Source organism: Marinobacter alkaliphilus (genome assembly GCF_055394375.1).
Window position 1 is genome coordinate 137,957 of record NZ_AP043751.1, and the last position, 22,341, is coordinate 160,297.

At 57.2% G+C, this 22,341-nt stretch carries 18 protein-coding genes; 8 read left to right on the forward strand and 10 right to left on the reverse strand.

Translation table 11 applies throughout. The features are described from left to right. Positions 1 to 11: 11 nt before the first annotated feature. Positions 12 to 1,337 carry an IS1182 family transposase gene (locus ACZ5Q2_RS00645; RefSeq protein ID WP_230716015.1) on the forward strand — a complete coding sequence of 442 codons (1,326 nt, stop codon included), beginning with the start codon at positions 12 to 14 and terminating at the stop codon, positions 1,335 to 1,337. Between the two features lie 259 nt (positions 1,338 to 1,596). Here the strand turns inward: ACZ5Q2_RS00645 and ACZ5Q2_RS00650 are convergent, their stop codons facing one another. The 4 genes from ACZ5Q2_RS00650 to ACZ5Q2_RS00665 are packed head-to-tail and all read right to left on the reverse strand — an operon-like array spanning position 1,597 to position 4,380. Next, positions 1,597 to 2,139 carry a pilus assembly protein PilP gene (locus ACZ5Q2_RS00650; protein ID WP_061332384.1) on the reverse strand — a complete coding sequence of 181 codons (543 nt, stop codon included), beginning with the start codon at positions 2,137 to 2,139 and terminating at the stop codon, positions 1,597 to 1,599. 2 nt (positions 2,140 to 2,141) lie between these two features. Further along, entirely contained in the window at positions 2,142 to 2,753 is a 612-nt protein-coding gene (locus ACZ5Q2_RS00655) for a type IV pilus inner membrane component PilO (RefSeq protein WP_061332385.1), read from the reverse strand. Next, positions 2,753 to 3,316 carry a PilN domain-containing protein gene (locus ACZ5Q2_RS00660; RefSeq protein ID WP_061332386.1) on the reverse strand — a complete coding sequence of 188 codons (564 nt, stop codon included), beginning with the start codon at positions 3,314 to 3,316 and terminating at the stop codon, positions 2,753 to 2,755. The genes ACZ5Q2_RS00655 and ACZ5Q2_RS00660 overlap by 1 nt, the downstream gene beginning before the upstream one ends. Next, the gene (locus ACZ5Q2_RS00665; RefSeq protein WP_061332387.1) at positions 3,316 to 4,380 is read right to left on the reverse strand and encodes a pilus assembly protein PilM; all 1,065 of its coding nucleotides are present in this window, start codon (positions 4,378 to 4,380) and stop codon (positions 3,316 to 3,318) included. Before ACZ5Q2_RS00665 ends, ACZ5Q2_RS00660 begins: the two co-directional genes overlap by 1 nt. Positions 4,381 to 4,618: 238 nt before the next feature. On the opposite strand from ACZ5Q2_RS00665, the gene ACZ5Q2_RS00670 reads away from it, so the two are divergent. Then, complete coding sequence (locus ACZ5Q2_RS00670; protein ID WP_061332388.1) at positions 4,619 to 7,147, forward strand: penicillin-binding protein 1A; 2,529 nt, start codon at positions 4,619 to 4,621, stop codon at positions 7,145 to 7,147. 91 nt (positions 7,148 to 7,238) lie between these two features. Here the strand turns inward: ACZ5Q2_RS00670 and ACZ5Q2_RS00675 are convergent, their stop codons facing one another. Beyond that, complete coding sequence (locus ACZ5Q2_RS00675; protein ID WP_061332389.1) at positions 7,239 to 8,504, reverse strand: malic enzyme-like NAD(P)-binding protein; 1,266 nt, start codon at positions 8,502 to 8,504, stop codon at positions 7,239 to 7,241. A gap of 216 nt (positions 8,505 to 8,720) precedes the next feature. After that, positions 8,721 to 8,942, reverse strand: coding sequence for a 50S ribosomal protein L31 (rpmE, locus tag ACZ5Q2_RS00680; protein ID WP_061332390.1), 222 nt, complete (start codon positions 8,940 to 8,942; stop codon positions 8,721 to 8,723). A 232-nt stretch (positions 8,943 to 9,174) separates the two neighbouring features. Here rpmE and ACZ5Q2_RS00685 point away from each other — a divergent pair, with 232 nt between their 5' ends. From ACZ5Q2_RS00685 to hslU, 5 genes are all read left to right on the forward strand, one after another. Then, positions 9,175 to 11,340: a primosomal protein N' gene (locus ACZ5Q2_RS00685; protein WP_061332391.1), complete on the forward strand. Its 2,166-nt coding sequence runs from the start codon at positions 9,175 to 9,177 to the stop codon at positions 11,338 to 11,340. 119 nt (positions 11,341 to 11,459) lie between these two features. Then, the gene (argS, locus tag ACZ5Q2_RS00690) at positions 11,460 to 13,145 is read left to right on the forward strand and encodes an arginine--tRNA ligase (protein ID WP_061332392.1); all 1,686 of its coding nucleotides are present in this window, start codon (positions 11,460 to 11,462) and stop codon (positions 13,143 to 13,145) included. Between the two features lie 7 nt (positions 13,146 to 13,152). Next, on the forward strand, positions 13,153 to 13,800 hold the full coding sequence (locus tag ACZ5Q2_RS00695; RefSeq protein WP_061332393.1) for an SPOR domain-containing protein: 648 nt from the start codon (positions 13,153 to 13,155) through the stop codon (positions 13,798 to 13,800). Between the two features lie 121 nt (positions 13,801 to 13,921). Continuing rightward, complete coding sequence (hslV, locus tag ACZ5Q2_RS00700) at positions 13,922 to 14,452, forward strand: ATP-dependent protease subunit HslV (RefSeq protein ID WP_058090075.1); 531 nt, start codon at positions 13,922 to 13,924, stop codon at positions 14,450 to 14,452. Between the two features lie 11 nt (positions 14,453 to 14,463). After that, positions 14,464 to 15,795 (forward strand): HslU--HslV peptidase ATPase subunit, encoded by a 1,332-nt coding sequence (gene hslU, locus ACZ5Q2_RS00705; RefSeq protein WP_061332394.1) that lies wholly within the window; start codon positions 14,464 to 14,466, stop codon positions 15,793 to 15,795. A gap of 73 nt (positions 15,796 to 15,868) precedes the next feature. Here the strand turns inward: hslU and ACZ5Q2_RS00710 are convergent, their stop codons facing one another. The 3 genes from ACZ5Q2_RS00710 to ACZ5Q2_RS00720 all read right to left on the reverse strand — a co-directional run bounded on the left by ACZ5Q2_RS00710 (position 15,869) and on the right by ACZ5Q2_RS00720 (position 20,050). Then, entirely contained in the window at positions 15,869 to 17,110 is a 1,242-nt protein-coding gene (locus tag ACZ5Q2_RS00710; RefSeq protein WP_061332395.1) for a patatin-like phospholipase family protein, read from the reverse strand. 90 nt (positions 17,111 to 17,200) lie between these two features. Next, the gene (gene ptsP, locus ACZ5Q2_RS00715; protein WP_061332396.1) at positions 17,201 to 19,507 is read right to left on the reverse strand and encodes a phosphoenolpyruvate--protein phosphotransferase; all 2,307 of its coding nucleotides are present in this window, start codon (positions 19,505 to 19,507) and stop codon (positions 17,201 to 17,203) included. A gap of 12 nt (positions 19,508 to 19,519) precedes the next feature. Continuing rightward, positions 19,520 to 20,050 carry an RNA pyrophosphohydrolase gene (locus tag ACZ5Q2_RS00720; RefSeq protein ID WP_061332397.1) on the reverse strand — a complete coding sequence of 177 codons (531 nt, stop codon included), beginning with the start codon at positions 20,048 to 20,050 and terminating at the stop codon, positions 19,520 to 19,522. Between the two features lie 170 nt (positions 20,051 to 20,220). On the opposite strand from ACZ5Q2_RS00720, the gene ACZ5Q2_RS00725 reads away from it, so the two are divergent. Continuing rightward, complete coding sequence (locus ACZ5Q2_RS00725) at positions 20,221 to 20,877, forward strand: histidinol-phosphatase (protein WP_061332398.1); 657 nt, start codon at positions 20,221 to 20,223, stop codon at positions 20,875 to 20,877. Positions 20,878 to 21,088: 211 nt separating this feature from the next. On the opposite strand, the gene ACZ5Q2_RS00730 is transcribed toward ACZ5Q2_RS00725, so the two are convergent. Continuing rightward, a complete protein-coding gene (locus ACZ5Q2_RS00730) occupies positions 21,089 to 22,285 on the reverse strand; it encodes a class I SAM-dependent rRNA methyltransferase (protein WP_061332399.1) in 1,197 nt (398 codons plus the stop codon). Positions 22,286 to 22,341 lie beyond the last annotated feature (56 nt).

Genomic DNA, 22,341 nt, shown 5'->3' on the forward strand with positions numbered 1-22,341 from the left:
CAGGACGTCTGATGGGAACCACTTTCCGCCCGTACTCGCCCGACCAGGAATTGCTCCTTCCCCCAAGCCTGAACGAGTGGCTGCCTGATGGCCACCTGGCCTATTTTGTCAGTGATGTTGTCGAGGAGCTGGATTTGAGTGCGTTTTACGCCCGCTACGAAGGCAACGGTCGGCGTAACTCGCCGTTCGATCCGCGGATGATGCTGAAGGTTCTTATTTACGCCTACGCCACCGGCGTATTCTCCTCACGCAAGATTGCCCGGAAGTTGGAGGAAGACGTCGCCTTTCGGGTTCTGGCTGCGGGTAATTTTCCCAAGCACCGCACGATCTGTGATTTCCGCAAACACCATCTGGTCGCCTTCAAGGCCATCTTCATTCAAGTCGTACGGATTGCCCGGGAGGCGGAGCTGATCACGCTGGGAACACTGGCGATTGATGGCACAAAGATTCGGGCTAATGCCAGTAAGCACAAGGCCATGAGCTATGGCCGCATGGGCGAGGAAGAAGATCGTTTATCGAAAGAGATCGATGGGCTATGTCGTCAGGCCCGTCGAACGGATGAGTCGGAAGATCGGCAGTTCGGCCCGGATCAGCGGGGTGATGAGCTACCTGAGGAGTTGCAGTACCGACAGGCGCGACTGGACAAGATCCGCGCTGCCAAGGAGAAATTGGAAGCGGATCAGAAAGCGCGGGATACAGCCAAAGGCCGGCACCCGGACGATGATCGCCGCCCACCCCGCGGTGGCCGGAACTTCAAGCGAGATTACGGGGTGCCGGACGACAAAGATCAAAGCAACTTTACCGACCCGCAAAGCCGGATTATGAAAACGGCGGATGGGTTCCAGCAATGCTACAACGGCCAGTTGGCCGTGGATGGTGAATTCCAACTGATTGTCGCTAATCATCTGGGCAGCAATGCCAGTGATCAGGGTCGCCTGATACCGCTACTGGATGACGTGAAAGACATCCTGAAAACCTATCCGCAACAATGCCTGGCCGATGCCGGTTACCGTAAAGAAGACGACTTACAGTCCCTGGAGGACAAAAGGATCGACGGTTATGTCTCGCTGCGTCGGGAAGGGAAAAAGAGCGCAGAGATAGACGCGAGCGGTTATCCCGCCACGTCACGGATGGCCGAGAAGCTGGCCACCGCGACGGGGCGATCGGTTTACGCCCGGCGCAAGTATCTGGTTGAGGCGGTTAATGGCTGGATCAAGCATATTCTGGGCTTCCGGCAGTTCAGCCTGAGGGGGCTTAATGCCGTGCAAGGCGAATGGGATCTGGTCTGCCTGTCGCTTAACCTCAGGCGGATGAGTTCGCTGATGAGGCTGACATAGGCGATCTGAGGCGGCGTGCTGGGCCGTGCTGAGTGGTCGGGCTACGGTTGTGAACTTGCCTATAACCGTCTTGATTGCCTAGACAGAAAATCGTGACTCTATCCGGTTGGATACTGCGCCTATACTCTCGGGCACAACCGTGATTCGGCGCGGCGGAGGCACTTGCTCAAAACACTTCTGCCGCGCAGACTCCTAGCCTCGACCTTAAACCATTTTGTTCGTGCATGTTTTTTTCATTCATCCTTTATCGCTCCCGGCCTTATCCTTCATCCAAAGACAGGGAACGCGGGCGCTCGACCCAGCCACCCCGGCCATTTGGAACGATTTCAATCAATTCAATGCGGGTTTCACTGATACCGACAATTCGGCCGTAGTTCTGACCCATATAATTTCCGCTTCGCACCCGGTGGATGCCGCCGCTGCCATCACGAATCAGTGCAAACAATCCGCCGCCGACACCCTGAAGCGTACCAACCATGGTCAGAGATTTGAGATCGAAGTTCTCAAGAACCTCTCTCGGCCGGTCCAGGTCCGGCTCGACATCACTGATCGGCTGCTCGTCCACCATGGTCAACTGAACGTCGACGGGCGGCTCAAAGGGGGCCCGGCGATCTGCCGCTGAATAACTGAACGCCTCGTAGGCCTTGAATTCTGGCAGGGGCTCCACGTGCCCCCGGGGCTTGGCCCGGGTATCGGCCATGAACTTGTCCAGATCCGAGAAACCGTTGCCCTGGGAACAAGCCGTCAGCAAAGACGCCAGACACACACCCAGCCAGGCTTTTCCCGCATGCTTTCCTGTCATGCTCACTCTCCAGCCCGGTAGCGGTAGGTACGTGCAACAACTTGCATATCAAGCCGCTCACCATCTCCGCCAATTGGTTTTATGGTTAAATCGTGCAATGTCACAATCCGAGGGAGACTTGCCACACTGCTAACAAACGTCGCAAGTTCGTGATACGCACCGGATACCCGGATATTGATCGGCAGCTCCGAGTAAAAATCCCGCCGCTGCTCAGGCTGTAGCGCCACTTGCTGCAGAGACAGACCACTACCCAATGCGGTATTGGTGATATCCTCCAACAAGCCCGGCACCTCAGTCTCACTGGGCAACTGGCGTACCAACGCGCCAAACGTCTCTTCCATCTCGGCCATTTGAGCCTTGAACACGTCAAGGTTGGCCACCTGATAGGCCTTACGCTCATATTGTTGCTTGAGCTCCTGCTCGGTGCGCTCGACCCTGTCCAGCTGGGCATATTGATCCTTGATAAAGAACCAGTATCCGCCGCCAAGAATCAGGCCAAAGATAATCAGAGCAACAATTGCTTTTATCGGTGCAGGCCAGATACCTGCGTTGTTGATATCGAGGTCGTTGATATCAAATTCGTTCAAGCTCTTGAGTGAGTCCGCGAGGCTCATTAATTATCCTCCCCTTCGGGCTCTGGTGTCTGCTGCTGAACAGACAGGTTGAACTGGCTGTAACCTGCACGACGAGCGTCGGCTGCAGCCACATTGGTAAGGTTGGGATTGGTGAACCAGTCAGAGTCATCAAACTGACGCATCAGGTTGGATATGCGGCTGTTCGACTCCGCCATACCCACGATTTCGATGCGTTCTCCCGTCCGCTTCAGATCGGTGTAGAAGAGGCCATCAGGCAAGGTGCGAACCAACTCATCAAACACCCGAACGATGACCGGGCGAGTACCCTGCAGATCCTGGATTACCTGCATTCTCGCCAGCAATTCATCGCGCTGGCGCTTGAGGTTCTCGATTTCCCTGATCTGCTGATCAAGCTGTTTTGTCGCGGTTTCAATATAGGCGTTTCGGGATTGCTGATAAGCAATCCGGCTGTCCATATCCGACTTCCAGAGGAATGCCAGACCAGCCGCCACAATAGTTGCGCCAAGGATCATGACCACGAACTGCTTCTGCTTCTCAGCTCGCAGTTCCTCACGCCATGGTCTGAGGTTAATCTTTGCCATCAGTCGAAACTCCTCATTGCCAGGCCGCAGGCAATCATCAACGATGGAGCATCATTGCTCAGGGCTGATGCATTCACTCTGGAACCCACGGCCATGTCGGCGAATGGATTCGCAACCAGGGTTGGCGTACCGGTCTTCTCCTCCACCATCTCGGTCAGGCCCTGAATGGATGCCGTACCGCCTGCAAGAACGACGTAATCAACGGCGTTGTACTGGCTGGCACCAAAGAAGAACTGGAGAGCCCGTGCAACTTGCTGCACAACCGCTTCACGGAAGGGGGTAAGGACCTCCGGCTCATAGTCGTCCGGAAGCCCGCCCTGTTTCTTCGCGAGACCGGCTTCTTCAAGTGATAAGCCGTAGCGGCGCTGAATTTCCTCGGTAAGCTGCTTGCCCCCGAAAATCTGCTCACGGGTATAAACTGTCTTACCCTCAGCCAGCACACTCAGCGTGGTCATGGTTGCGCCGATATCGACGATGGCAACCACCAGCTCTTCGCCCTGGGACTCCAACTGGGGCTCGATCAGTTTGTACGCCCTTTCCAGTGCATAGGCCTCGACATCGACAATCTTGGTGGTCAGGCCGGCAATCTCGAGAGCGTCCTCACGGATATCCACGTTCTCTTTTCTGCACGCAGCCAGCAGCACGTCGACCTGGTCCGGATTCGACTCAGACGGACCCTGCACCTCAAAATCGATGGCTACTTCATCCAGCGGATACGGGATATACTGATCGGCCTCGAGGGTGATCTGGTCTTCCATCTCGAATTCGTTGAGGCCGCCATCCATCTGGATGACCTTGGTGATAACCGCAGAACCTGACACAGCCACGGCAACCTGCTTAACGCCGGTACGGGATTTAGAGGCCACTCGCTTGAGCACCTCACCCACCGCTTCTACATCAGTGATGTTTTTCTCGACAACTGCGTTGGCCGGCAACGGCTCAACCGCATAGCTTTCAACCTTGTAACGGTCGCCATGCCTTGACAGTTCCAGAAGTTTGACCGAGCTGGAGCTGACATCCACGCCCAGCACTGCACTGGATTTTTTTCCTAGCAATCCGAACACGCGCTCACCCTATACCTGGTTTAATGCACCCGGCTAAGGCGCCTCTGAACCAATCCCTGATACGGCAATCATGACAGAGACGCTTTATGTGTTTTTTATGTAAGAGAATTCTTCAAGTTTTCCGTCTACAATGCAGGCTCTTTGTTATTCAAGAGATCTTGCATTCAGTGAAGCAACTCAACCTTCCTAAAGCAATTTCTCAAATAATAGACCTATATCCAACTGTTGTCAGAAAAAAATGTCTCATTTGCTGCGCACATCTCGTGTTTTCGCCTGGTTCCTGCTCACCGGCCTGAGTGTCGCCATTATTATCGCCTCGGCCTTCTATTTATACCTTCGGCCCAGCCTGCCTCCTGTTCACCAACTGCTGGACGTAAAACTTCAGACGCCGCTTCGGGTATACAGTGCAGACAACAGATTAATAGCAGAATTCGGCGAAAAGAGAAGGGCACCGATCACAATCGAACAGATCCCTACAATTCAGTTACAAGCCTTTCTGGCCGCGGAAGACGCCCGATTCCACGACCATTTCGGAGTCGACATCAAAGGGTTGACGCGGGCTGCCATCGAACTGGTGTCCACCGGCAGTATCCAGTCCGGCGGTAGTACTATCACCATGCAGGTTGCAAAAAATTACTTTTTGTCACGCGACCGCACCTTTATTCGTAAGTTCAACGAGATACTTCTGGCTCTTCAGATCGAACGTGAACTTGATAAAGACAAGATCCTGGAGCTGTACCTGAACAAGATCTACCTGGGCAACCGCGCCTACGGCATCGCCGCCGCCGCCCAGGTCTATTACGACAAACCCGTCGACGAGCTCACCCTTGCCCAGATGGCCATGTTGGCCGGACTGCCAAAGGCGCCTTCTGCCTACAACCCTCTGGCCAACCCTGAGCGAGCACTGATACGCCGAAACTGGATTCTTGGAAGAATGCGGGATCTCGGCTACATCACACAGGAAGACTGGTCAGAAGCAACCAAAGCCCCGCTCACCGCCACCTATAACATGCGGGAAGCTGAGGTAGATGCCGATTACGTCGCCGAGATGGCACGAACGGAGATGGTTCGCCGTTTTGGTGAAGCTGCCTACAATGATGGCTACAGCGTGACGCTGACCGTTGACGGAACCAAACAACAAGCGGCAACGGAAGCCCTTCGCACCGGCCTTGAAAACTACGATCGGCGTCACGGCTTCCGGGGCCCCATCGGCCAGTTTGACATTGCCGGTATGTCTACAGCAGAGCTGTCCAATCAGCTACTCAACTACCCGAGGGTAGAAGGCCTCATCCCTGCAGTGATCACCTCAGTCAACGATGATGAGGGCGCAGCAAGGGTTCACACCCGCCACCTCGGTCCGGGAAAAATGGACTTCGAAACCATGACCTGGGCTAAGCGATACCGCACAGAGAACCTGACAGGACCAACCCCGGAGAAGCCATCCGATGTCGTTAATGTCGGCGACGTGGTCTATGTGAAGGTAACGCAACTGCCGCAAATTCAGGAGCAAACCCCTGAAACCGACGGCAACGAGCCTCGACTTGAACTGCAGGTTGCGCTCTCTCAGGCCCCAAGAGTGGAAGGCGCAGTGATTTCTCTGTCGGCAAAAACCGGCGCCATTGAGGCCCTTGCCGGCGGCTACAGCTTTAGCCAGAGCAAATACAACCGGGCAACCCAGGCTAACCGCCAGCCGGGTTCTACGTTCAAGCCTTTCCTGTACCTCTCTGCCCTGGAGAACGGCCGCACACCTGCAACCATTTACAATGATGCACCCATCGTATTTGAGGACTCAGAACTCGAAGGCGCCTGGCGCCCCCAGAATTCATCGGGCCAGTTTTATGGCCCAACGACACTCAGGGAAGGCCTCTATCGCTCGCGCAACCTGGTTTCAATCCGGCTGCTGAGAGATCTGGGCATTCGCCAAACACTGAACTATCTGGATCAATTGAAGATCCCGACCGCCAACATGCCAGCCAACTTGTCTCTCTCCCTGGGGGCAGGCCAGCTCACGCCAATGGCGCTGGCGCGCGGCTTCGCCGTTATCGCCAACGGCGGTTATGACGTGGAACCGTATCTGATTAAAACCATCCAGGAACCGGATGGCACCGTTGTCTACGAGGCACCTGAAACCGTACTTTGCGACAGCGACTGCGAACAGCAACTGACAGATAACGCCAGTGAAGACCCGCTCACAGAGAGCAACAGCGACACACCGGAAACGGATGGCATTCTGTTGCCGGCAAGCGCACAGCAGTCTGCGGAAAAACGCGTGATGAAACGCCTGGCCGACGAACGCTCGGTTTATATCATGCACACGATTCTTCAGGACGTGGTCCGTCGCGGCACTGGTCGCCGCGCACTGGCGCTGAACCGCAAAGACCTGGCCGGTAAAACCGGCACCACAAACGAACAGAAAGACACCTGGTTTGCCGGCTTCAATCACGACGTGGCAACAACCGTATGGGTGGGCTTCGACCAGCCATCCCCCCTCGGCCGACGGGAATTTGGCGCAAGCACAGCCCTGCCAATCTGGGTTGACTACATGAAAACCGCCATGCAAGGCGCACCCGAATCTACCATGGCAAGACCCAACGGGATTGTGAACATCCGCATTAACCCCAGAACCGGCGAACGGGCGCGCCCTGGAGAAGATGGCACGTTTGAAATCTTCAAAGAGGAAGATGCCCCAGCGCCGCTATCACAGGACACCAACGGCAACGGGTCTGGCGCCAACGACTCTGACAGCCTGCCCGGACAGATTTTCTGATCCGGCGCAGCCGAGCCCAGCAATGGGCAGACACAAAAAAACCGGCGGGATCTCCGCCGGTTTTTTTTGAGGCCCAACAACTACATCCGGATCAGATGATGTCGTCCATGGACTTCAGCGGGTAGTGCGCCGGGTAAGGATTGCGCGCCACACCAGAGTCTACGGCAGCACGGGCAACCGCAGCAGGCACTACGTCAAGCAGACGAACGTCCATCGGCTTGGGAATAATGTATTCCTTACCGAACTCCAGGCTGTCGACACCGTAAGCGGCGCAGATTTCCTGGGGCACGGGCTCTTTAGCCAGTTCACGAATAGCATGAACCGCTGCCACTTTCATTTCCTCGTTGATGGCGGTTGCACGAACGTCCAGCGCGCCACGGAAAATGAACGGGAAGCCCAGAACGTTGTTCACCTGGTTCGGATAGTCCGAACGGCCGGTTGCCATGATCAGATCATCGCGGGTAGCCAGAGCCACTTCCGGACTGATTTCCGGATCCGGGTTGGAGCACGCGAATACGATCGGGTTCGGAGCCATCTTCGCCAGCTGCTCAGCACTCAACAGGTCCGGACCAGACAGACCCAGGAACACGTCGGCGCCGTCAATGGCGTCATCCAGTGTACGCTTGTCTGTCTCGTTGGCGAACATCGCTTTGTACTGGTTCAGATCGTCACGACCAGAGTGGATCACACCCTTGCGGTCGAGCATGAAAATGTTTTCAGAGCGAATACCGCAGCTGATCAACAACTTCATGCAGGCAATGGCAGCCGCACCGGCGCCCAGACAAACCACCTTTGCCTCTTCAATTTTCTTACCCTGCAGCTCAAGGGCATTGATCATGCCAGCTGCAGTCACGATGGCAGTACCGTGCTGGTCATCATGGAAGATGGGCACGTTGCACTTTTCGATCAGCGCACGCTCAATCTCGAAGCACTCCGGTGCCTTGATGTCTTCGAGGTTGATACCACCGAAGGTATCCGCGATACGCTCTACAGTTTCAATAAACGCTTGCGGGCTTTCGGAATTGACTTCGATATCGAACACGTCAATACCAGCAAAGCGCTTGAACAGTACGCCCTTGCCTTCCATTACCGGCTTGCTTGCCAGGGGGCCGAGATTACCCAGACCCAGGATCGCAGTACCATCAGAAATCACAGCTACCAGGTTGCCCTTGGCCGTGTACTTGTATGCGTTCTCGGGGTCCTTCGCGATCTCGCGGACCGGTTCGGCAACCCCGGGGCTGTACGCCAGGGAAAGGTCGCGGGAAGTTTGGGTTGGCTTGGTGATTTCAACACTCAGCTTACCCGGCCGCGGTTTGGCGTGATATTCAAGGGCTGCTTCTTTCAGATCTTGAGACATTGCCACTGTTCCGTTTGTCACGTTTAAAGGTATTAACCGCCGGGGCTCGCCCAACGGAGCGCGACATTATGGCGCGACCGCCCCGAAACGACAAGCCAAAACCGAATATTTTATGACCAGTCAATAGTGCATTTTGCGTATAAGACATCGAAAAAACCGACGTCCAGACAAAAAAAAAGCGCCCTGAGGCGCTTTTTTGCAACATTTCGGTGCAGATCAGGCTTTCTTGCCGCCGATACGGCTGCCGAAACGCTTCTGGAACCGATCAATACGACCGCCGGTGTCCATAACCTTCTGCTTGCCAGTGTAGAACGGGTGGCACTGGGAGCATACGTCCAGCTGCAGGTCGTGGCCTACAGTGGAGCGAGTCTTGATCACGTTACCGCATGAACAGGTGGCGGTAATGTCTTCGTACTTCGGGTGAATACCTTCTTTCATGGCGAACCTCTGTCGGTCATGCCGCTACCTGATCACCCGCCGAAAACGGCCTACATGCCAGGCACCGCATGTTTGAATCAATTGGAAAGACCGTGCACAATCATGCCCGGCCATAAACAGACCGCGAATCTTACTGACAAACCCGGCCACAGGCAAGTATCTTGACTCCTCACAAGACTCCAGAACACAACGCCCGGCGCCAGAAGGCCCGCCATCAGGATACGCAGATACCGTGACACGGCCAGCTATCGCCCGCATCGCCCTGAACCGCCCCCTGAGGCGCCTGTTTGACTACCTGATTCCCGACAGCCTTGAGCTCGCACCTGGCCAGCGGGTTACCGTGCCTTTCGGGCGCCAGACTTTGACTGGCCTGGTAGTAGAGATTGGCGTTGAGCCCCCGCCCGGCGTCAACCTGAAGGCTATCAAAGGCACACTGGAAGCCTGGCCAGCCCTGCCAGACAACACCTTTAACCTGCTCACCTGGGCCAGCGATTATTACCAGCATCCGCTGGGAGAATGCCTGTTTACCGCCCTCCCCCCAGCCTTGCGACGGGGTCGGCCCGCTCAGGAGAAAGCCGATGAAAGCTGGCACCCGGCAGCAACAGAGGCCGTCTTACCAGCCAACGCACATCGGCAAGTCGCCCTGTTCAATGCCATCAAGGAATCACCCGGCATTAGCTCCAGCGCGCTGGTGAAATCCGGCTTCAGCCGGGCCCAGATTCGCAATCTGCAACAGAAAGATCTGATCACCGAGGGCGCCAAAGCCATAACTGCGCCGGCCACCAAAGACCTGCCGGCCCCGACCCTGTCCGCCGCCCAACAGGCAGCGTCAGCTCAGATGCCGGAGCACACACACGAATTCTCTGCCACCCTGCTCTATGGAATAACCGGTAGCGGTAAAACCGAACTTTACCTTCATTATTTAAAAAAGCACCTCAACGCGAACGAGCAGGCACTGGTACTGGTACCCGAGATCAACCTGACACCACAAACACTCGCCCGCTTTCGCCGCTACTTCGGCAACCGCATTCAGGTATGGCACTCTGCCCTGAATGACGGTGAGCGCCTGAGCACCTGGCTGAAAATCCGCAATGGCGAACCGGTGATCCTGATCGGCACCCGCTCGGCAGTACTGCTTCCTTTTAGCCACCTTCGCACCATCATCGTCGATGAGGAGCACGACAGCTCCTACAAACAGGGCGAAGGTTTCCGGTATTCCGGGCGGGATGTTGCCGTCTACCGCGCTCACCTGAACCGGTGCCCGGTGATTCTCGGCTCGGCCACACCGTCCCTGGAATCCTGGCATAACGCGCAACAGGGCAAATACCAACTGATTCGACTGGAAGAACGGGCCGGCAACGCGAAGCCGCCCCAGCTTGAATTACTGGACATCCGAAGCCGGCCACTTGAAGCGGGATTGTCCCGCCCGACCCTGAATTCGATCAAAGAAACGCTTGCGAGGGGCGAGCAGGCGCTGGTCTTCGTCAACAGACGGGGGTTTGCCCCTGTGATGATGTGCTTTGATTGCGGCCACCTTGAAGAATGCCCACGCTGCGACACCCGCCTGACCTACCACCGCCGCGACCACGCCATGCGCTGCCACCACTGTGACTTCCAGATGGCTGCCAGCCACACCTGCCCAAAATGCCAGAGCGAAAACTACAAACCCGTTGGCCAGGGCACCGAGCGCACCGAAGACACCCTTGCCGAGCAATTTCCGGACACGCCCATCGTGCGGGTAGACAGGGACAGCACCCAGCGCAAAGGCAGTATCCAAGCCATCCTGAAAAGGGTGAATACCGGCGAGCCCTGCATTCTTGTCGGCACCCAGATGCTGGCCAAGGGCCACGACTTCCCCAACGTCACCCTGGTGTGCGTGGTAAACGCCGACGGCGGCCTGTTCAGTGTTGATTTCCGGGCACCGGAACAGATGATCCAGACTCTGCTACAAGTCAGTGGCCGCGCCGGTCGGGGCGATAAACCGGGAAAAGTGCTGATCCAGACCTGCCACAGCGACCACCCGCTTCTCACCAACTTGTGCCAGGGTAACTACGCTGCGATCGCCGACCAGCTCCTGGCCGAGCGAGAAACCGGCGCACTGCCACCCTACCGTGCTATGGCGATCGTACGGGCCGAAGCCGAAACCATGCAGAACAGCCTGCAACTTCTGGACACCCTGAAACCCATGGCGCAAAGCCCCGGCATCGAAATCTGGGGCCCGTTACCTGCCGTTATCGCCCGCAAAGCCGACCGCCACCGGGCCCAACTGATTCTGTGCAGCGATAGCCGTGGCCACCTCAATCGCGTGCTGACACAGCTATGCCAATATCTGGACCAAGCCAGACTGTCCTCCAGTACCCGATGGGTGGTTGATGTAGATCCGCAGGAAACCGGCTGATCAGTTCACACAGGCCAGCTTTTTGCTTACACCCCAACTTTCCGCGATAATACGCCTCTTCTGATTTCATGGGCGCCCTGCCCTGTACCCATTCTCCTGAAAACCGAGTCATCTGACGCATGAAAGAGACCGTATCCGAGCTTCTCCAGTCCGCACTGGCTGCCCTGCAGTCTGAAGGCACTCTGCCGGCTGACCAGACCTTTACCCCCCAGGTTGGCAACACCAAGGACAAATCCCATGGCGATTACGCTTGCAACATTGCCCTGATGGCCGCCAAGGCGGCTGGCTGCCCGCCGCGAAAGCTGGCCGAGGCCCTGGTGGCGGCGTTGCCGGAGAGTTCAGCGGTGGAGAAGGTGGAGATTGCCGGGCCGGGCTTTATCAACTTTTTCATGAGCACCGCCAGCGCGTTCGGAATAGTGAATACCATCCTGGGCGAAGCGGAACAGTTTGGCCGTAACAACTCGGGCAAAGGTGAGAAGGTTCAGGTGGAGTTTGTGTCGGCCAACCCCACCGGCCCCCTGCACGTGGGCCATGGCCGCGGTGCCGCTATTGGCGACTGCCTGTGTCGCCTGCTGGAAGCCAACGGTTACGACGTTACCCGTGAGTTTTATTACAACGACGCCGGCGCCCAGATCAACAATCTGGCGCGGTCGGTTCAGTCCCGCGTGAAAGGCCTGACCCCGGAGCATGAAAGCTGGCCGGAAGACGGCTACCGGGGCGACTATATTGTCGACGTGGCCAACGCCTATATGGCCGGCGAAACGGTGATTGCCGATGACCGGGAAGTGACCGCCAAGGCCGACCCGGACGACCAGGACGCCATCCGCGACTTTGCCGTGGCCTACCTGCGCCGGGAGCAGGACCTGGACCTGAAAGCCTTTGGCGTTCAGTTTGATGTGTATTTCCTGGAATCTTCCCTGTACGAGGACGGCAAGGTGGAGGCCACCGTTGAGCGCCTGAAGGCCAACGGCTACACCTACGAGCAAGACGGCGCCATGTGGCTGAAAACCACCGAGTTTGGCGATGACAAAGACCGGGTTATGCGTAAAAAGGATGGCGGCTACACCTACTTCCTGCCGGATGTGGCCTATCACCTGGACAAGTGGCAGCGTGGCTTTACCACCGTGATCAACGAACAGGGTGCAGACCACCACTCCACCGTGACCCGCGTGCGCGCCGGCCTGCAGGCACTGAAAGCCGACATCCCACAGGGCTGGCCGGACTACGTTCTGCACCAGATGGTGATGGTGACCCGCTCCGGCCAGGAAGTGAAAATCTCCAAGCGGGCCGGCAGCTACGTCACCGTACGGGACCTGATCGACGAAGTCGGCCGCGATGCCACCCGTTTCTTCCTGGCCGCGCGCCGTGTCGACTCCCAGTTGACCTTCGATATCGACCTGGCCCGCTCCCAGACCAATGAAAACCCGGTGTATTACATCCAGTATGCCCATGCCCGTATTTGCAGCGTGCTGCGTAAGCTCGCAGCAGAGGGCGTACAACGGGGCATGACCGAATGTGTTGGCGATCTCAGCCTGTTAACCCTGGACGAAGAGAAGGAACTGGCCAATCAGCTGGCCAAGTATCCGGAGCTGATTGCCAACTCCGCCACCCAGCGGGAGCCGCACCACCTCACCCATTACCTGCGTGAGCTGGCCGGCCAGTTCCATACCTATTACAACGCCCACAAGGTGTTGATTGAAGATACCGCCCTGCGGGATGCCCGTGTCAGCCTTTATCTGGCCGTGCGCCAGGTGATTGCCAACGGCCTGGATTTGCTGGGCGTTAGTGCGCCAGAGGAGATGTAAGAAGACCATGGCCAGAGACTACGCCAAGAAAGACCGGCCTGCGGGAAAAGGAGCGGCTTCGTCCAGAAAGCCAGCGCCGAAGCCCCGTAAAGCTTCCCCCGCTAAGCGGAGTGCGCCATCGCACTCCCAGCACGGGGCGCTGTCGTTCAAATGGATTCTGTCTCTGGCTGCGGTAGGTGGTTTTGTCGGTTTTATCGTGTACCTCAACACACTACCAACGGGCCAGGAATCCGCCAGGCCGAGCCAACCCGCACAGCAGTCTGCCCAGCCCAAAACACCCGCGCCCAGCACCGCCAAGCAGGAGCCAAGCCGGCCACGGGAGCAGAATTTCCGGTTCTACGATATGTTGCCGGAATCAGAAGTGGTGCCCCCTAAGGTTCAGGAGTACTCCCCCAACCCTGCTCAGCAGGACTTCAATTATATTGTCCAGTCCGGCTCTTTCCGCAGCCAGGCGGATGCCGAACGGCAGCGGGCTCAGATCGCGTTCCAGGGTTTGCGAGCGCAGGTTCAGCGCATTGATCTGGAAAGTGGCAGTGTGTGGTATCGGGTGAATGTGGGGCCATTTGAGTCTCGCAGCCAGATGAATGCGGCGGTGGATAAGCTGGTTTCTATTAATATTCAGCCGCTGGTTCGGAAGATCCCGAAAGAAGGCTAGACTGTTGGAGTTGTCGGGGCTCAGGAAAGCTGGCCTCCACCTCAAGCCGGCCCTCTTGAATTCCCGCCAGAAGCCTCCATAAAGCTCCAAGACACTTTTACATCAGGCAACTGGAGCCAAAATGACTACCATAGTTTCCGTCCGCCGGGACGATGAAGTCGCCATGGGCGGCGATGGCCAGGTTTCTCTGGGCAACACCGTCATGAAAGGCAATGCCCGTAAGGTTCGCAGGCTCTATAACGGCCAGGTGATTGCCGGTTTTGCCGGCGGTACCGCCGATGCGTTCACTTTGTTTGAACGTTTTGAAGCCCAGTTGGAGAAGCACCAGGGTAATCTTACCCGGGCTGCGGTAGAGCTTGCCAAAGACTGGCGTACCGATCGCGCTCTGCGAAAGCTGGAGGCCCTGCTGGCCGTGGCCGACAAAACCGCCTCGCTGATCATTACCGGTAACGGGGATGTCATCGAGCCTGAACAAGGGCTGATTGCCATTGGCTCCGGTGGCCCGTTTGCCCAGGCCTCGGCTCGTGCGCTGCTTGAAAATACCGACCTGAGTGCACACGAAATCGCCGAAAAGGCGCTCGAGATCGCCGGTGATATATGCATTTACACCAATCAGAACCGCACTCTGGAAGTGCTGTCCTTCAAAGACTGACCGGAGCGACCATGTCTGCAATGACTCCCCGTGAGATTGTCCACGAGCTCAATAAACACATCGTGGGTCAGGATGAAGCCAAGCGTGCCGTAGCCATTGCCCTGCGTAACCGCTGGCGCCGCATGCAGCTGGACAGCAGCCTGCGTGACGAAATCACTCCCAAGAACATTTTGATGATTGGCCCCACCGGCGTGGGTAAAACCGAGATCGCCCGGCGCCTGGCCAAGTTGGCGGATGCGCCGTTCCTGAAAGTGGAAGCCACCAAGTTCACCGAGGTGGGCTATGTGGGCCGGGATGTGGAATCCATTATCCGGGACCTGGCCGATATGGCGGTGAAACTGCTCCGCGAGAAGGAGATGAAACGCCACGAGAACCGTGCCCTGGATGCCGCCGAGGACCGTATTCTGGATGCCTTGCTGCCACCAGCCCGGGATTTCAACGAAGACAGCCAGCGCGCCAGTAACGATTCCGCCACTCGCCAGATGTTCCGCAAAAAGCTGCGGGAAGGCGAGCTGGATGACAAGGAAATCGAGATTGACGTTCGCAGTGGCGGCGCCGGTGTTGAAATCATGGCTCCTCCTGGCATGGAGGAGATGACCAACCAGCTTCAGAGCATGTTCTCCAACCTGTCATCTGACAAGCGTAAGACCCGCAAGATGAAAGTGGCGGACGCCATGAAGCAGGTCAAGGACGAGGAAGCCGCCAAACTGGTGAACGAGGAAGAGATCAAGCACAAGGCCATTGATGCGGTTGAGCAGAATGGCATTGTGTTCATTGATGAGATCGACAAAGTCGCCAAGCGCTCGGAGAACACCTCATCGGATGTCTCCCGCGAGGGCGTGCAGCGGGATTTGCTGCCGTTGATTGAAGGCAGCACCGTCAGCACCAAGTATGGCGCGGTGCGCACCGATCACATTCTGTTTATCGCCTCCGGCGCCTTCCACCTGTCCAAGCCGTCAGACCTGATCCCGGAACTGCAGGGGCGTTTGCCGATCCGGGTAGAACTCCAGGCGCTGACACCGGAGGACTTCAAACGCATCCTGACTGAACCAGACGCCTCCCTGGTGCAGCAATACGAAGCCCTGATGGGCACCGAAGGCGTGAAGCTCAACTTCAGCGAAGATGCCATTGCGCGGATCGCAGAGGTGGCTTTCAAGGTGAACGAAACCACCGAGAACATCGGTGCCCGTCGCCTGCATACGGTGCTGGAACGCTTGCTTGAAAGCCTGTCGTTCGATGCCGGTGACAAGGTAACGGATGGCTTCGAGATTACTGCGGAGTACGTCGATGAGAAGCTGGGCGAGTTGTCTGAAGACGAGGACCTGAGCCGGTATATTCTGTAACCGGCTTCGCCCAACACTGAAAAGGCCGGATGTGTTTAACGCATCCGGCCTTTTTTGTACCCTGGCGCTTTTTTTACTGGGCTTTCGAGAACAAATGAGTGACGTTGCCGATACTTGCGGCTAACTTGCCCTTCTCCGCCTGCTTCTTGCGCCCCTTGGCCACATACAAGGGCAGCATTTCGCCATACAGGCTGGTGCTGATGGTGCGTTGTTCGTCTTCCAGGCGATCCCGACGCAGTTTGATGCCGTACTTGAGCAGTTTTGGCTCCAGTTCATCGGCCCGGTTCAGCAGATCTCTACGCGTCATTTGATAGGCGTGTTCGCACACCATCCGCCGGCTCTGGAAGCTGAACACGTTGGAGAAGAACAGCTTGGCGTCGTCCCGGGTGGGCTCGAACAGCAGGATGTCTTTGTCCGGGTAGTCACGGCCATACTGGGCAATACCGGACTGCATCCGTGAGTAGACCATGGTGCGGAACGTCTGGGACAACAGGTTGGGCATGCCGGAGCGCGTGAGGTCGCCGGGCTTCATGGTGCCTGCACGCACCGCTGCACTGGCGTCAATAGGCACCTGAGGGTTCACCGCCAGCACCAGATCGGCGCCGTCTTCGAAGGCGACCGAGGCGTGCAGCCCCTTGCGCAAGGTGCCGTCCACATAGTAACGCCCATCGATGTCGACCGGCACATACAGCCCCGGCGAAGCCGTGCTGGCCTGGACCGCCTTGGAAATGGGTACGTGGTCATACCCCGGGGCACCAAAGCACACCGCTTCCGTGCTCTCCACATCCGCAGCCACCACGTACAGGCTACGCTTTAGCTGACGGAAATCGTTGGTGCGGCCAAGCATGGTAAACGCCCGCCGCAGGTATTCGTGCAGCCCCTCGTTATCAAACAACCCGGCAGGCGCGGCTTGGGCCAGAATGGTCAAGGCTTCCAGAAGGCTCTGGTCGTAGGGGTTATTGATAAAACGGCTGACAGCCGAAGACAACAAACCGGGAACCGCCAGCAAGCGACTACCAATCTCCCGGAATGCAGGGCGATAGAATACTTCCGGGTGGAACGGGTGAACCTCGGCTTCATTGCGCACGAAGATACGACACAACTGGGCCGTGGTCATCTGATTGGCCAGGTTAGCCGCCACAAAGGAGCCGGAGTTAACCCCGACATAAACATCGATGTTATTGAAATCCAGGCCATCCAAGGCTTCGTCCAGCGCCCTTAGCGCTCCGATCTCATAAATGCCACCCAGTGGCCCACCGCCCCCAAGGGCGAGGCCAATGCGCGGTGCTGGCTTGAGCTCGGTCGCTTTGGTCATAGCCTGTCCTTCGTAGGTACTGCAGTAAGAATTACGTTACTAACCTATCAACGGATTTTAGAGTAAGCACCCTATTACTGTCACAGTCGGTCAGGAAACCGCCTGCTCTGCCATCGCAGCGCTGGAGGATTTCACCGGTCGCAAATACCGGCCAAACCCGGCATTACGCAGGGCCAGGTCGACACAGCTCTTGATGACGTGGGGGGAATCCAGCAGCAGAACATCTTCCAGCAACTGGATAGCCCACTCCCGATCAATGCTGCGGATAACGGATTTCACCTTCGGCAGACTGGCCGCGTTCATCGACAGGGAATCATAGCCCATCGCCATTAACAGCAACGCGCCACCCGGGTCGCCGGCCAGCTCGCCACAGATGCCCACCGGCTTACCCACGGAGTGGGCATCCTGGGCAATGCGCACCAATGCCTGTAAAACGGCCGGATGATAGGAATGGTAAAGCTGGGCAACACGCGGGTTGTTGCGATCTACCGCCAACAGGTATTGGGTCAGGTCGTTGGAACCCACCGATAGAAAGTCCACGCGCTCAGCCAGTTCACGAATCTGGTAAACGGCAGCCGGCACTTCCACCATCACACCCACTTTGGGCATGTGGATGTCGTAGCCTTCTTCGCGCACTTCGTGATAAACCCGGTAAATCAGGTGCAGGGATTCCTCCACCTCGGAAATGTTGCTGATCATCGGCAGCATGATCTGCAGGTTGTTCAAGCCTTCGCTGGCCTTCAGCATGGCCCGCACCTGAACAAGAAAGATCTCGGGGTGATCCAGGGTAACCCGGATGCCCCGCCAACCAAGAAAGGGGTTTTCCTCCTCAATCGGGAAATAGGTCAGGGCTTTGTCACCACCGATGTCCAGAGTACGCATGGTCACCGGATTAGGCGCAAAGGCTTCCAGTTGTTCCCGGTAATACTCCCGCTGCTCCTGCTCAGACGGAAAGCGGTCCTTGATCATGAACGGCACTTCGGTGCGATACAGGCCAATGCCTTCGGCCCCGTGAGACAGCGAGCGCACCACATCGGTCATCAGGCCGGTATTTACCAGCAGTGATACCCGATGGCCATCGGTGGTTTCGCAGGGCTTGTCCCGCAGCACCTCAAGCCCACGGATCAGCTCGTCTTCTTCCTCACAGATGGCCTGGTAGAAAGCGCGAAGATCCGATGACGGCGAGGCAAAAATCTGCCCTTCAAAGCCGTCCACCACCAGTTCTCGGCCATCCAGCTGGTTGACCGGAATATCCACCAGCCCCATCACCGTGGGCACACCCATGGCGCGGGCCAGTATGGCCACATGGGAGTTACTGGACCCTTTGACGGACACAAGGCCAACCAGTTGCCCTTTCGGCACTTCGCCCAGCATGGCTGGCGTCAGTTCTTCACTGACCAGTACCGTGTGCTCCGGGTATTCCTGAAGCTTTTGCTCGCCTTCCTGCATATGGGACAGCAGCCGCCGGCCGAGATCCCGGATATCCACCACCCGCTCTTGCAGGTAAAGATCATCCATCATCTCGAAATGACGGATGTACTGCTGCACCACCTGTTTCAAAGCACCCTGAGCCCAGATGCCTTCGCGAATTTTGATCGCAACTTCGCCTGGCAGGGCACCGTCATCCAGCATCCGCAGGTAAACGTCAAACAGGGCCTGTTCTTCGGGGCGCAGTTGCGAGGCCAGGCGGTTCGCTACCCGCTCGATGTCTTCCCTAACGGCCTGCACGGCAGACTGGAACAGCTCCAGTTCCTGCTCGATGTTCTCGGTCGGTTTCTCCGGCACCACATCCAGATCGGCGGACGGATACACCACCACACCAGTACCAATCGCGACACCAGGGGAGCCCGGCACACCATTGAAACTGACATCCTGGGTTTCTTCCCCGGTCAACGACAAGCCGCTTATGGCCCCGGTGGCCTCGCTGTGGGCAATGACACCCGCCAACTGGGCAGAGACCGTGACCAGGAACGCCTCTTCGCCCTCATCAAAACAACGGGAGCTCTCCCGTTGCTGAACCACCAGCACGCCCAGTACCCGGCGATGGTGAATGATGGGCACGCCCAGGAATGAACGGAAGCGTTCCTCACCCGTCTCCGGGAAGTAACGATAGCGGGGATGGGCAGGGGCGTCTTCAAGATTGATAGGCTCCTCACGGGAGCCTACCAGGCCCACCAGGCCCTCAGAATAAGCAAGACTGACCTTTCCAACAGAGTCTTTGTAAAGACCCTCGGTAGCCATCAGGATGTAACGGTTGGATGCCGGATCTAAAAGATAGACGGAGCAGACCTCGGTATTCATGGCCTTTTGCACCCGCGAGACAATGATATCCAGCGCCTCCTGCAAATCGCGGGCGCTGTTTACCTCTTGTACTAGACTTCGCAGGATGCTCAGCATGGAGTCAGTCCGTCATTTCTGGTGTTCCTTCAAACGCCGGTTCTGCTCACTCCGTTGCCACTGTTCCATGTTGTGGAACAGCCTGGGAGCCAGTTCTCTCAGCGCGCGCCTATACACTTCTCTCTTGAATGAAACTACTTGTCCTAACGGATACCAGTAGCTTACCCACTGCCACCCGTCGAATTCCGGTGAATCGGTACCATCCACGCGCACATGCGCGTCTGGCGACATCATCCTCAGCAGGAACCATTTCTGTTTTTGCCCCACACAAACGGGGTGCGAGTTATGGCGTACCATCCTCCTCGGAAGCCGGTAACGCAGCCAGCCCCGGGTGCAGCTGATGATTTCCACATCGCTGGCACTCAGGCCGATTTCCTCTCCAAGCTCCCGATAAAGCGCATCCTCCGGTGATTCGTCGTGCTTGATACCACCTTGTGGAAACTGCCAGGAGTCCTGCCCTATTCGCCTTGCCCAGAGAACCTCTCCCCTGTGGTTGGCCAGAATGATTCCGACGTTGGGTCTGAAACCGTCTGAGTCGATCACGGCACAGTCCTCATTAAAGTCGGCACCGGTTAAGTTTTAACCGGCGAAAATTGTCCAAGTTGCTCTCATTCTTACAGAATCCCAAGGCTTCGGCAAACGGAGCCGTTAGCGGCAGGTCATGGTAGACTGTGGCTCCTGCTTCAGAGCCTGTCACAATGGGAGGAAACGGCTTGACGCTCGCAATATTTGATCTGGACAACACCTTGCTGAACGGTGACAGCGACCATGCCTGGGGTGAGTTTCTGGTGGAAGAGGGCATGGTGGATGCCGAAGAGTACAAGCGCGCCAATGACCGCTTTTACGAAGAGTATCTGAACGGAGAGCTCGACGTATTCCACTATCAGCGCTTTGTCCTGGCACCACTGACCCGGCACAACATGGACGAACTGGAACGCTGGCGCGAAGCCTTCATGGCCAAGAAAGTACAGCCCATGATGCAGGATAAGGCGGCGAAGCTACTGGCCGACCACCGCGAACAGGGCCATACCCTGATGATTATCACCGCCACCAACCGATTCATTACCGAGCCAATTGCTGAACTAATGGGCATTGAGCACCTGATCGCCACCGAACCCGAGCTGGTCAACGGCAAATTCACCGGTGAAGTGGCTGGCACACCAAGTTTTCAGGAAGGCAAAGTGGAACGGCTGAACGACTGGCTGGCAGCTCACGGTGAGAGCCTTGAGGGCGCCTGGTTCTACAGCGACTCACATAACGACCTGCCGCTGTTGCGGAGGGTGGAGAACCCGGTGGCGGTTGATCCGGATCCGACGCTGGAGAAGACGGCTGTGGAGAATGGCTGGAAGGTTATGTCGTTACGGGTCTGACAGGGGGCTGCTCCAGGGGTCAGTCCCCGCATGGGGACTGACCCACTTTTGCCCGTCTGTTGCAACCAGATCGAACCATGGTGCTGGAGTCCAAAATGGGTCAGTCCCCATGCGGGGACAGACCCCTGGGCCCAAAGCTAACAACGATACTGGATTCCAAAATGGGTCAGTCCCCGTTCGGGGACAGACCCTTGGGACAGACCCTTAAAACCTAGAAAAACCCGGTCAGTGAACGCACAAAGCAGGACTTAATGTAGTCCGTCTCCGGAATCCCCGGCACGATGGGATGGTCCGGCGCCTGGTGACCTTGCTCCAGCAGCTGCACAAACCGATCAATCTTGCGGCCACTGCCACGAATAATGTCGATCAGCTTTTCCTGGGACAGATGCATGGAGCAAGATGCTGACACCAGCAATCCATCACGCTCCAGCAGCCTGAGCCCCAATTGGTTCAGCCGGGCATAGGCCTGCTCCCCGGCCTTCTGGTCACGGCGGCGCGGAATCAGTGCGGGCGGGTCCAGTACCACAATGTCGAACTTCTCTTTCTCATCCGCCAAGGCTTTCAGGGCATCAAAGGCATCGCCCTCAATGGTGTCCACATTCTCCAGCCCGTTCAGCTTTGCATTGTGATGTACCGCATCCACCGCCGATGAGGACGCGTCCACACAGGTCACCTGGGATGCCCCGGCACAAGCGGCCTGAATCCCCCAACCGCCGACGTAACTGAACACATCCAGCACTTTCTTCCCGGGCGCATAGGCCTGCAGGCGTTGCCGATTCATACGGTGATCATAGAACCAGCCGGTCTTCTGACCACCGGCCAGCGGCACCTCAAAGCGAGCACCGTTCTCCTCCACCAGCACCGTGTCCGCTTCCGGCCCATGGGCAAATTCCACATAGGTGTCCAGCCCCTCAACCTTGCGCATCTTGCCATCGTTCTTCAGCACGATAATCCGGGCATGAGCCAACCGCTGAACGGCACGCACAATGGCATCCTTCATCTGCTCCATGCCCGCGGTGGAAATCTGCACCACCACGACATCATCAAACCGATCCACCACCAAGCCAGACAGCCCATCACTGTCACCAAACACCCAACGGTAAAAAGGCTTATCAAACAAACGCTCCCGAAGACTGAGCGCCGCCTCCATCCGATCCGTCAGCCGCTTAGGCGTCATGCCATGGTCCGCATCCCGACTGATCAGCCGGCCGCAAATCAATGCGTGAGGGTTCACAAACGCCACACCCATCGGCTTGTCGTTCGATGCACGCACCTGAACCTGCGCGCCGGGCTCAAACCCTGGCAGCGGGCTACGCTGGGTGTCTACTTCGTTGCTGTACACCCACAAATGGCCGGCACGAAGACGGCGTTCTGCGCCCTTGCGCAGGTAGAGAACGGGAAAATCCATCGAATAGTTACCTGAGAGTTCGGTTAAATAGAGGACCGCGCCATTGCTTGGGCGTG